This window comes from Zavarzinia sp. (genome assembly GCF_049306435.1).
Taxonomy (GTDB): Bacteria; Pseudomonadota; Alphaproteobacteria; order Zavarziniales; family Zavarziniaceae; genus Zavarzinia.
The window spans coordinates 1-11,001 of record NZ_JBAQRT010000327.1 but is presented as its reverse complement, the minus strand read 5'-3'; the positions used below and the strand labels follow the sequence as shown (position 1 = coordinate 11,001).

At 65.2% G+C, this 11,001-nt stretch carries 10 protein-coding genes and 1 pseudogene; 8 read left to right on the top strand and 3 right to left on the bottom strand.

Going from position 1 to position 11,001, the window contains the following annotated elements:
• The 5 genes from WAZ62_RS18870 to WAZ62_RS18850 form a co-directional block, all read left to right on the top strand.
• The coding region (locus WAZ62_RS18870) for a 2-oxo acid dehydrogenase subunit E2 (RefSeq protein WP_422645080.1) at positions 1–906 on the top strand (906 nt) is incomplete at its 5' end.
• A gap of 10 nt (positions 907–916) precedes the next feature.
• Positions 917–2,314: a dihydrolipoyl dehydrogenase gene (gene lpdA, locus WAZ62_RS18865; RefSeq protein WP_422645079.1), complete on the top strand. Its 1,398-nt coding sequence runs from the start codon at positions 917–919 to the stop codon at positions 2,312–2,314.
• A 9-nt stretch (positions 2,315–2,323) separates the two neighbouring features.
• Positions 2,324–3,268: a lipoyl synthase gene (gene lipA, locus WAZ62_RS18860; RefSeq protein WP_422645078.1), complete on the top strand. Its 945-nt coding sequence runs from the start codon at positions 2,324–2,326 to the stop codon at positions 3,266–3,268.
• Positions 3,269–3,282: 14 nt separating this feature from the next.
• Entirely contained in the window at positions 3,283–3,738 is a 456-nt protein-coding gene (locus tag WAZ62_RS18855; protein ID WP_422645077.1) for a type II toxin-antitoxin system RatA family toxin, read from the top strand.
• Between the two features lie 65 nt (positions 3,739–3,803).
• Positions 3,804–4,880: a phosphotransferase gene (locus tag WAZ62_RS18850; protein ID WP_422645076.1), complete on the top strand. Its 1,077-nt coding sequence runs from the start codon at positions 3,804–3,806 to the stop codon at positions 4,878–4,880.
• A 24-nt stretch (positions 4,881–4,904) separates the two neighbouring features.
• On the opposite strand, the gene WAZ62_RS18845 is transcribed toward WAZ62_RS18850, so the two are convergent.
• Positions 4,905–6,641 carry a DUF1302 family protein gene (locus WAZ62_RS18845; RefSeq protein ID WP_422645075.1) on the bottom strand — a complete coding sequence of 579 codons (1,737 nt, stop codon included), beginning with the start codon at positions 6,639–6,641 and terminating at the stop codon, positions 4,905–4,907.
• A 309-nt stretch (positions 6,642–6,950) separates the two neighbouring features.
• Here WAZ62_RS18845 and WAZ62_RS18840 point away from each other — a divergent pair, with 309 nt between their 5' ends.
• Positions 6,951–7,601 carry a hypothetical protein gene (locus tag WAZ62_RS18840; protein ID WP_422645074.1) on the top strand — a complete coding sequence of 217 codons (651 nt, stop codon included), beginning with the start codon at positions 6,951–6,953 and terminating at the stop codon, positions 7,599–7,601.
• A 13-nt stretch (positions 7,602–7,614) separates the two neighbouring features.
• Here WAZ62_RS18840 and WAZ62_RS18835 read toward each other — a convergent pair whose 3' ends face one another.
• Positions 7,615–8,064 (bottom strand): nucleoside deaminase, encoded by a 450-nt coding sequence (locus tag WAZ62_RS18835; RefSeq protein WP_422645073.1) that lies wholly within the window; start codon positions 8,062–8,064, stop codon positions 7,615–7,617.
• 33 nt (positions 8,065–8,097) lie between these two features.
• Here WAZ62_RS18835 and WAZ62_RS18830 point away from each other — a divergent pair, with 33 nt between their 5' ends.
• Positions 8,098–9,738 carry a pseudouridine synthase gene (locus WAZ62_RS18830; RefSeq protein ID WP_422645072.1) on the top strand — a complete coding sequence of 547 codons (1,641 nt, stop codon included), beginning with the start codon at positions 8,098–8,100 and terminating at the stop codon, positions 9,736–9,738.
• A complete protein-coding gene (gene rsmD, locus WAZ62_RS18825) occupies positions 9,716–10,264 on the top strand; it encodes a 16S rRNA (guanine(966)-N(2))-methyltransferase RsmD (protein WP_422645071.1) in 549 nt (182 codons plus the stop codon). Before WAZ62_RS18830 ends, rsmD begins: the two co-directional genes overlap by 23 nt.
• On the opposite strand, the pseudogene WAZ62_RS18820 reads toward rsmD, so the two are convergent.
• A pseudogene (locus tag WAZ62_RS18820) lies at positions 10,265–11,001 on the bottom strand (DNA mismatch repair protein MutL); the annotation flags it as partial.

Genomic DNA, 11,001 nt, shown 5'->3' with positions numbered 1-11,001 from the left:
GTCGGCGCCCGTGTCTTCGCCAGCCCGCTCGCCCGCCGCATCGCCAAGGATTCGGGTGTCGATCTCGCCGCCGTGAAGGGCTCCGGCCCCCACGGCCGCATCGTGAAGGCGGATGTCGAAGCCGCCGCCAAGGCGCCCAAACCGGCCCCGGCCGCTGTTGCCGCCGCCGCCGCGGTCGTGGCGCCGGCCCCGGCATCGAAGCCGGCCGTGTTCCCGTTCCCCGAGGGCTCCTTCACCTCGATCCCGAACGACGGCATGCGCAAGACGGTGGCCAAGCGCCTGACCGAGGCGAAATCGACCATCCCGCATTTCTATCTGACCATCGATTGCGAGCTGGACGAGCTGCTGGCCCTGCGCGGCCAGCTGAACGCCAAGTCGCCGGTCAAGATTTCGGTCAACGACTTCATCCTGCGGGCCTCGGCCCTCGCGCTGAAGAAAGTGCCGGCGGCCAACGCGACCTGGACCGACGAGGCGATCCTGCGCCACAAGCACGCCGACGTCGCGGTGGCGGTCGCCATCGATGGCGGTCTGATCACCCCGATCGTCTTCAACGCGGAGGCCAAGGGCCTCGCCACCATCGCGGCCGAGACCAAGGACCTTGCCGAGCGGGCGCGGTCGCGCAAGCTGAAGCCGGTGGAATATCAGGGCGGCACCTTCTCGATCTCCAATCTCGGCATGTTCGGGATCAAGGAATTCGCCGCCGTGATCAACCCGCCGCATGGCGCCATCCTGGCGATCGGCGCCGGCGAGAAGCGGCCGGTGGTGAAGGGCGGGGCCCTGGCGGTCGCGACCGTCATGACCGTGACCCTGTCCTGCGACCACCGGGTGGTCGACGGCGCGGTGGGTGCCGAATTCCTCGCCGCCTTCAAGGGTCTGATCGAAGACCCGATGACCATGATGCTGTGAGGAGACGAAGATGGCTGAGAATTTCGATGTCATCATCGTCGGCGGCGGGCCGGGCGGCTATGTCGCGGCGATCCGCGCGGCGCAGCTGGGCTTCAAGACCGCCGTCGTCGAGAAGAAGCACCTGGGCGGCATCTGCCTGAACTGGGGTTGTATCCCGACCAAGGCCTTGCTGCGCTCGGCCGAGATCTATCACTACATGCAGCACCCCGGCGACTACGGCCTGTCGGTCACCGGGGCCAGCTTCGACATCAAGAAGATCGTCGAGCGTTCGCGCGGCGTCTCCAAGCGCCTGAACGGCGGCGTCGCCTTCCTGATGAAGAAGAACAAGGTCACCGTCATCGACGGTGTCGCCAAGTTGACCGGCGCGACCTCGGTCACCGTCACCACGGACGGCGCCAAGGTTGGCGATTATGCGGCGAAGCACGTCATCCTGGCGACCGGCGCCCGGCCCCGCGCGCTGCCCGGCCTCGAGCCGGACGGCAAGCTGGTCTGGACCTATTTCGAGGCCATGGTGCCGGAGTTCACGCCGAAGTCGCTGCTCGTCGTCGGCTCGGGCGCCATCGGCATCGAATTCGCCAGCTTCTACCGGACGCTGGGCGTCGAGGTCACGGTGGTCGAGGTTCTGCCGCAGATCCTGCCGGTCGAAGACGAGGAAATCGCCGCCCATGTGAAGAAGCGCCTGGAAAAGCAGGGGATGAAGATCATCACCTCGGCCAAGGTGCTGGGCCTGAAGAAAGGCGCCGACAGCGTCACCGCGACGATCGAGGATGCCAAGGGCGCGAAATCCGAACTCACCGTCGACCGGGTGATTTCGGCCGTCGGCGTCGTCGGCAATATCGAGGATCTGGGCCTCGAAGCCCTGGGTGTTGTGACCGAGAAGGGCTGCATCAAGATCGACGGTTTCGGCCGGACCAATGTGCCCGGGCTTTACGCCATCGGCGACGTCGCCGGCCCGCCCATGCTGGCTCATAAGGCCGAGCACGAGGGCGTCATCTGCGTCGAGGCCATCGCCGGCAAGCATCCGCATCCGATGAAGAAGGAACAGATCCCGGGCTGCACCTATTGCAACCCGCAGGTCGCCTCCGTCGGCCTGACCGAGAAGAAGGCCAAGGAGGCCGGCTACGACGTGAAGGTCGGCCGTTTTCCCTTCACCGGCAACGGCAAGGCGATTGCCCTCGGCGAGGATCAAGGTCTGGTGAAGACGATCTTCGACGCCAGGACCGGGCAATTGCTGGGCGCCCACATGGTCGGGGCCGAGGTCACGGAACTGATCCAGGGCTTCGTCGTCGCCATGGGGCTGGAGACCACGGAAGAGGAGTTGATGCACACGGTATTCCCGCATCCCACCCTCTCCGAAATGATGCATGAAGCGGTGCTTGACGCTTACGGTCGGGCCATTCACATCTAGGGCATGACGATGAACGATCTTCCGGCCATCAAGGACGTCAGCGATCAGGTGAAGGCCCGCGTTCAGCGGACCCCGAAACCCGACTGGCTGCGCGTCAAGGCCCCGAACAGCCCGGAATATGCGGAAACGCGCCGGCTGATGCGCGACCTCCGCCTCAATACCGTGTGCGAGGAGGCGGCCTGCCCCAACATCGGGGAGTGCTGGAAGAAGAAACACGCGACGGTGATGATCCTGGGCGATACCTGCACCCGGGCCTGCGCCTTCTGCAACATCAAGACCGGGATGCCCGCGCATCCCGATCCCGACGAGCCGGACAATGTCGCGATCGCGGTCGGCGAGATGGGCCTCGAACATGTGGTCATCACCTCGGTCGACCGCGACGATCTCGCCGACGGCGGCGCCAGCCAGTTCGTGAAGGTGATCCAGCGCCTGCGCGAGACGGCGAAAAACACCACGATCGAAATCCTCACCCCCGATTTCATGCGGAAAGACGGGGCGGTGGAGGCCGTGGTGAAGGCGCGTCCCGACGTCTACAATCACAACCTCGAAACCGTGCCGCGGCTTTACCCGACCATCCGGCCGGGCGCGCGCTATTTCCATTCGCTTCGCCTCTTGAACCAGGTGAAGGAACTGGATCCGACGGTGTTCACCAAGTCGGGCATCATGGTCGGCCTCGGCGAGACCAAGGCCGAGGTCTATCAGGTCATGGACGACCTGCGTTCGGCGGATGTCGACTTCATCACCATCGGCCAGTATCTTCAGCCGACTCCGAAGCACGTCGCGGTGGATCGGTTCGTCACGCCCGAGGAATTCGCCGATTACGCCATCATGGCGCGGGCGAAGGGTTTCCTGATGGTTTCCGCCTCGCCGCTGACGCGCTCGTCGCACCACGCGGGCGAGGACTTCGTGAAGCTGAAAGCCGCGCGGGAGGCGAAGCTCTCCGCGTCGGCGTGACTAGAGATGGATGAATGCCGCGCTATACCGAAGTGAAGACGCTGCCCTATAGCGCGGCCCAATTGTTCGATCTTGTCGCCGATATCGCCAGATATCCCGAATTCCTGCCCTGGTGCGTCGGCGCGCGCATCCGCGCCAAGGGCGAGGATCTCGTCATTGCCGACCTCATGATCGGCTTCAAGGCCTTCCGCGAGCGCTTCACCTCGGCCGTCTCGCTGATGCCGCCGGACAATATCGACGTGACCTTCACCGAAGGCCCCTTCGCCTATCTGAAGAACCATTGGCGCTTCCTGCCGACGCCGGACGGCAGTCCCGGCTGCGTCATCGACTTCCTGGTCGATTTCGAGTTCAAGAACAAGGTTTATCAACAGGTTATCGGCGGTGTCTTCGAGGATGCCGCAAGGCGGATGGTCGCCGCCTTCGAAACCCGTGCCCACGCCCTTTACGGCGAAGCAGGGGCCGCCGCCTGAGAGGTTGACCATGAATTGCGAGCGGCCTAGCGTCGCCCCCCACAGTATTTAGGGAGAGGCGGAACATGGTCGTCGTCGCAACGGGCGAACAGGGCAGTGACATCGGCGCGGTGCGCGAGGCGCATCGTTTCGACGAGGCGAGGCTGGCCGCCTATCTCGAAGGCGCCATCCCGGGCTTCGCCGGCCCGATGGAGGTCACCCAGTTCAAGGGCGGCCAGTCCAACCCCACCTATCTGCTGACGACGCCCTCGCGCCGCTATGTCCTGCGCAAGAAGCCGCCGGGCAAGCTGCTCGCCTCCGCCCATCAGATCGAGCGGGAATACAAGGTGATCGAGGCCCTGGCGAAGACCGACGTGCCGGTCGCCCCGGCGCTGACCCTTTGCGAGGACGCGGAAGTGATCGGCACCGCCTTCTACGTCATGGGCCATGTAGAGGGCCGGGTGCTGCGCGACCCGCAACTGCCGGGCATGACCCCGGCGGAGCGCGCCGCCATTTACGATTCGATGAACGACGTGCTGGCGCGGATGCACAGCGTCGATGTGAATGCCGTCGGCCTCGGCGATTTCGGCAAGCCCGGCAATTATTTCGAGCGCCAGATCGGCCGCTGGTCCAAGCAATACGAATTGTCGCGCACCGCCGACGTGCCGGCGATGGACCTTCTGATGGCCTGGCTGCCGGCCAATATTCCGGCGGGGGAACATGTCTCGCTGGTGCATGGCGATTACCGGCTGGAAAACACCATCTGCCATCCGACCGAGCCGCGCATCCTCGCCGTGCTCGACTGGGAGTTGGCGACGCTCGGCCATCCGCTGGCCGATCTCGCCTATAATTGCATGCCCTATCACATCGCCGACCCGACCATGGGCAATCTGATGGGCGTCGATTTCGCGGCGACCGGCATTCCCAGCGAGGCCGATTATCTGAACGCCTATTGCCGGCGCACCGGACGGGACGGCATTCCCCATTGGGAATTCTATCTCGCCTTCTCGATGTTCCGCCTGTCGTCGATCGCGCAGGGCGTCTACAAGCGCGGCCTCGACGGCAACGCCAGTTCGGAAAAGGCGACGATGTATGGCACCGTCGCCGTCTTCCTCGCGGAACTCGCCCGCGAGACCCTGCGCGGCGCCGGCCGGGACATCTGATATCCCGGCCCGCCGTCACCTGCCTCAGAACTGGCGGGTGATGCGCATGAAGGCTTCGTCGGCGAAATCGACGGTGGAAAGGGCGTTCTTGTTGTCGTCTTCCGCCTCGAAGATGGTGGCGTAGAGATCGAGCTGCCAGTCGCCGTCGGGCTTCCATTTCACGCCGGGCTGGATCATGGCGCCGCCCCGCAGGTCGTAGAGCACCGAGAAATCGAAGCGCCATTCGAGGGTGGGCGAGGGCTGCTGGATCGCCAGCGCCACCGCGTGATAGCCGTCGACCCCGCCCGGATCGGTCTCGGCGTTGCCGCCGTAACCGTCGAGGTGGCGGCCGAACAGGTCGCTTTCCGATTTGTAGAGATATTGCGCGACGATATAAGTCGCCGGGAAGTCCTCGCTGAAGCGATGGTATTTCTCGAAGACGAGGGCGAAGCTGACTTCGTTCGCCGTGATCGGCTTCTGCGACAGGGACGGGCTGGTGAATTTCTTGTCCGGCGTGTAGGAGGCTTCGGCGCGGACGATCAATTGATCGAACAGCGTGCCCGGATCATCCTCGAAGATGTAGTTGGCGCCGGCGCCGAAGACATTCTCGTAAGGGTAATAGCGCTCGATATGGCCGCGCAGCCCGCCGAACAGGGCGAAGAACGTGTCGAGTTCCGCGCCCGCCAGCGCATGATTGTTGCCGACATCGAAGGCGCCGAGCAGGCCCGTCGCCGGCTGGAAATCATTGACGGCGGCATTGAGCCCGGTGGTGCCGTTCAGCCGCACCTGGGTCGCATAGTCGAACCATTCCTGCGCCGACGTGACGCCATTGACCGGATCGATTTCAAACGGCGTGTCGGCCAGCGGCCCGACACCGGACTTGGTCCAGCGATAGATACCATCCGGGTTGCGCCGGCTGGTGGCGACGAACTGCAGGCCCAATTGCTCGAACTGCGCCCGCAGGCGGCCCCCCACGTTCCAGTTGGAATCGGTCCAGTCATAACGGTCATGAACCGTGAACTGGTCGGGGATGACATTATAGGGCGTCGAGGGATTATTGGTGACGGATGGGTTGAACTGCTGGATATAACCCTCGACCTCCCATTGGGAATCGATCTGATACGACGTGCGAAGCGCGAGCGCCGGCACGCGCTTGTCCGAGAATTCCTCGGCCGCCGGATCGAGGATCAGGTGACGGCGCAGATCAAGGCCGTTCGGCAGGTCGAGGACGCGGAAGAACAGGGATTCGCCCCAGGCGATCTGCTGATTGCCGGCCCGGATGAACAGGGGACCGTCCGAGAAATCGAGATAGGCCGCCGGCAGGTCGAGCATGTAGTCGCTGCCCGAGACCTCGAGCAGGGAGCCCCGGTCACCGCCCCGGACCGGCGTCTCGAAGAAGCGGGTATCGCCATTGTCGTCATAGACGTTCCAGTCGAAGTAACCCCGGCCGGTGACATGGGCCTTCAGATTGTCGCTGAAGGCGGCGTCGAGGTTCAGCTCCATGCGCGTCGCGAAGAGATTGAAATCATTTTCGGCGCTGCGCGCCGGACGATGCGCGGTGGTGGGCAGGCCGGGGATCAGCGGGTTCATCGGCACATCGACGCCGTTGTAGATATTGCCCTGGGTATTGAAGGGGTTCTCCTCGTCCCCCAGTTTCACCGCGACCTCCTGGCGGACATAGCCGGAAAAGCTGATGTCGACCGCGAGGGCCGGGGTCGCCACCCCCGCGATGCACGCGCAAAGCAGCGACAGGCGGATTGCGTTGTAACTTGTCCTGTTCATTTTCCCACTCCCTGGCCCGGTTCTCGTTTTTTCATCGCCGGGATGCGGACATGGCTCCGCCCTTTGGGCGCCCTGATGCCTCAGGTCCGCGCCCATCGGATGCGCTCATGGTCTTCCCGGTGATTCCTCCCTTTGTTGCTTCCACAATGGGGGTATTCTGACCCGATACCTCCCCCCGATCGGGGTGGGTTGTCAGGCGGCGGGGGGAGCGCTAGCGGGGGGGGCATACGGCTGCAGATTGCTTTCATGCGCCGTAACCTTTAACCAGAAGCTGTAGCTTCCTTTCCTCGGCTTCTTCGGTAAACGACCATGCTTCAGATCGCCCGCCTTGCCGCGCTCTTGCTGACGGCCCTCGGCAGCACGGCTTGTGTCCAGATGAAAAATCCGGCGACCACGGCGCCTGACAATGTCTTCTACTATCCCGGAAAGGCGCAGGATCTGGCCATGTGCTGGCTGAGGGCGGGGCCGGTGAATGATCGCTGTCTTGAATCGAACACCCTCGCCGCTGCCGTCGCCGAAGATGGCAATACCTATCTGATCCGCTGCCAGCGCACACAGGTGATCGGCCCCGGAGCCGGCGCGGCCGGTGCCGGAATCATGGGCTTCATCATCGGTCAGGCGGTCGACCGCATGGCCGAGGATTCCTTCGATCCCGATCCGGCCAAAAACACGGTTTTCATGGCGGCCTTTCGCAATATCGCGGCCGATAGGGTTGAAACCCGCCTGTGGATGACCGAGACGCTTATTCTCAACGAGACGCGGTTCAACGACCTCAAGGCCTCTCTCGATTCTTGCGCCGGTGGCGCGCCTCAGGCGGCTGGCCCCGAAAGCGCCAGTGGACTGAGACCGCTTCAGCCGACGACCGTCGCGGTCCCCGATATCGATCCGGCGACCATCGGCAAGACAGAAACCCCGTCAGGGGCGACGAAGACCGTCCAGCCCAAGGCGACGGCGAAATGACCCGCAGCCGTCGCTACCGCTTCTGACGGAAGAAATCCCGCAGCAGGGTCGCCGCCGCCTCGCCACCGATGCCGTCGTAAATCTCGGGCGCGTGGTGGCAGGTTGGCTGACCGAAGAAACGGGGGCCGCTGGTGATGGCGCCGCCCTTGGGATCGTCCGCGCCGTAATAGAGGCGGCGCAGGCGGGCGAAGGAAATGGCGCCGGCGCACATGGCGCAGGGCTCCAGCGTGACATAGAGATCGAGGCCAGTCAGACGCTCGTCGCGGCGCGCGGCGCAGGCGGCGCGGATCGCCAGGATCTCGGCATGGGCGGTCGGATCGTTCAATTCCCGGGTGCGATTGCCGGCGGCGGCGATCACATCCCGAGTCGCGGGATCGAGGATGACGGCGCCCACGGGCACTTCACCCCGGGCGGCGGCGGCCCGGGCTTCGTCGAGGGCGATATCCATCGGCGTCTTGGTCATGGCATAACGAAATTACACGACTATGATCCGGCCATGTCGACAAACGAAAAACCCCGCAAGACCCCGGCCGTAAAGGCCAAGGCAGATGCCAAACCCGCCACCCCGCAAACGTCGCCGGACGACGGACCGGAGCGAATCGCGAAATATCTGGCGAGGGCCGGCATCTGCTCGCGCCGCGACGCTGAGAAGTTGATCGGGGAGGGCAAGGTCGCGGTCGACGGCGTCACCCTGAACAGTCCGGCCTTCAAGGTGACCGGGTCCGAGAAGATCACGGTCGAGGGCAAGGTGGTGGGCTCGCCGTCAAAAGCGCGGCTGTGGCGCTTCCACAAGCCGCGCGGCCTCGTCGTCTCGCACAAGGACGACCAGGGCCGCATGACGGTCTTCGACTTCCTGCGCAGCCAGGGCCTGCCCCGGGTGATCTCGGTCGGTCGGCTCGATCTGAATTCGGAAGGCCTGCTGCTGCTGACCAATGACGGCGAACTGGCCCGCAAGCTGGAATTGCCCGCCAATGGCTGGATCCGCCATTACAAGGTCCGGGTCGCGGGCGAGATCGATGTCGCGCGGCTGGAAGCCCTGAAGAAGGGCATCACCATCGATGGTGTCCGCTATGGCTCGATCGAGGTCGAGATCGACCGTATCGGCGGCTTGAACGCCTGGCTCTACGTCAGTTTGACCGAGGGCAAGAACCGCGAGATCCGCAAGGTCATGGACCATCTGCGCCTGTCGGTGAACCGGCTGCAGCGCGTCTCCTACGGGCCTTTCGATATCGAGAAGCTGGAGCCGGGCGATGTCGCCCCCATCGGTCAGGCCATCATCGACAAGATCATGAAGGGCGAGGAAGTCCTTTACGAAAAGCCGGTGCCCAAACTGACGAAGCCACCCCGGGCGGAAAAGGCGGAAGGCGACGATCGGCCGGAGGGCCGCAAGTCCTCCGGGCCGAAGACCGAAGGTCTGAGGCCCGAGGGGCGCAAACCCTTTGGCGCGAGGTCTGATGGAGACCGGCCGGAGGGCCGCAAATCCTTCGGGCCAAAAACCGAGGGCGCCAAGCCTGAAGGTCGGCGGTCGTTCGGCGCCAAACCCGAGGGCGGCAAGGCCGAAGGTCGCAAGCCCTTTGGCGCGAGGGCTGAAGGGGACCGACCGGAAGGCCGCAAATCCTTCGGGCCAAAGACCGAAGGTGGCAAACCTGAAGGTCGGCGATCGTTCAGCGCCAAACCCGAGGGAGACAAGGCCGAAGGTCGCAAGCCCTTTGGCGAGAGGACTGAAGGGGACCGGCCGGAGGGCCGCAAGTCCTTCGGGCCGAAGACCGAAGGCGCCAAGCCTGAAGGTCGGCGATCGTTCGGTGCCAAACCCGAGGGCGGCAAGACCGAAGGTCGCAAGCCCTTTGGCGCGAGGACTGAAGGGGACCGGCCGGAGGGCCGAAAGTCCTTCGGGCCGAAGACCGAAGGCGCCAAGCCTGAAGGTCGGCGGTCGTTCGGCGCCAAACCCGAGGGCGCTAAGACCGAAGGTCGCAAGCCCTTTGGCGCGAAGTCTGAAGGCGTAAGGCAGGAGAGGCGGCCAGGGGGCCGACCGCCAACGGATGGCAAGCCGCGGGGCGAGAAACCAGCCCGTCCGGCCGCCGATCGTTCTTCCCGTCCGACGAAGGGGCCGCGTGATGCGAATCGTCGCCGGCCGTAATCGCGGCAAGATCCTCGCCGAGCCCGAGGGCCGCGGCGTCCGCCCCTCCAGCGACCGGCTGCGGGAAGCGGTGTTCAACATGCTCTACAGCCGCGGCCTGCCGCAGGATGCCATGGTGCTCGACGTCTTCGCCGGCACCGGGGCCATGGGGCTTGAAGCCTTCTCGCGCGGGGCTTCCCGCGTCGCCCTGATCGAGAAGGACCCGGCCGCCCTGAAGTTGGTCAGCGAGAACGTGAAGCGGCTGCGGGGCGAGGGGGCCTGTGCCGTGCTGGGCCGGGACGCGGCCAAGCCCGGCGCGCCGCCGCCCGGCTTCAAGGCCGATCTCGCCTTCCTCGATCCGCCTTACGGCAAGGGATTGTGCGAAGTGGCGCTGGCCGCGCTCGATGCCGCCGGCTGGCTGTCGCCCGGTGTTCTCGTCATCGCGGAACACGAGCGAAAGGAAAACCCGGTCTGGCCGGAAGGCTTCGTTGCCGAGGACCGGCGAACCTATGGCAAGGGCGCTGTCACCTTCCTGTCGCGGGGGTGATCAGCGCCGGCCGAACAGCCGCTCGATATCGGGTAATTTCAGTTCGACATAGGTCGGCCGGCCGTGATTGCACTGACCGGAATGAGGCGTCGCCTCCATTTCGCGCAGCAGGGCATCCATCTCGGGAAAGGTCAGGCGCCGCCCGGCCCTGACCGCCGAATGGCAGGCGAGGGTGCCGCAGACCTCGCCCATCTTTTCCTCGAGGGCGAAGGAATCGCCGAGTTCCGCGATCTCGTCCGCGAGGTCGCGGATGAGGCCCGGCACGTCGACCCGGCCAAGCAGGGCCGGCACTTCCCGCACCACGACGGCGCCCTGGCCGAAGGGCTCGACGACAAGGCCAAGGCGGGCGAGATCGTCGGCCTTGGCGGCGATCCGCGCGGCGCCGTCGCCGTCGAGATCGACCACCTCGGGGATCAGCAGCATCTGGCGCTTCACGCCGCCGTCCGAGGCGATGGCGTTCTTCATCCGCTCGTAGACCAGCCGCTCGTGCGCCGCGTGCTGATCGACAAGGATCAGGCCACTGCGGGTTTCCGCGACGATATAGGTCAGATGCAACTGGCCGCGCGGCACGCCCAAAGGCTGCTCCAAAGCGGCATCCTCGTCAGGGGCGGCACCGGTGGCGGCCGGCACCTCGGCGACGCCCGGCCGGGCATCCAGCGGCGCCTGAAAGGCATAGGCGGCGGTCCGCTCGGCGAGGCTGGGCCGTGCCGGGCCACCGGAGAAGGCAAAGCCCGGAC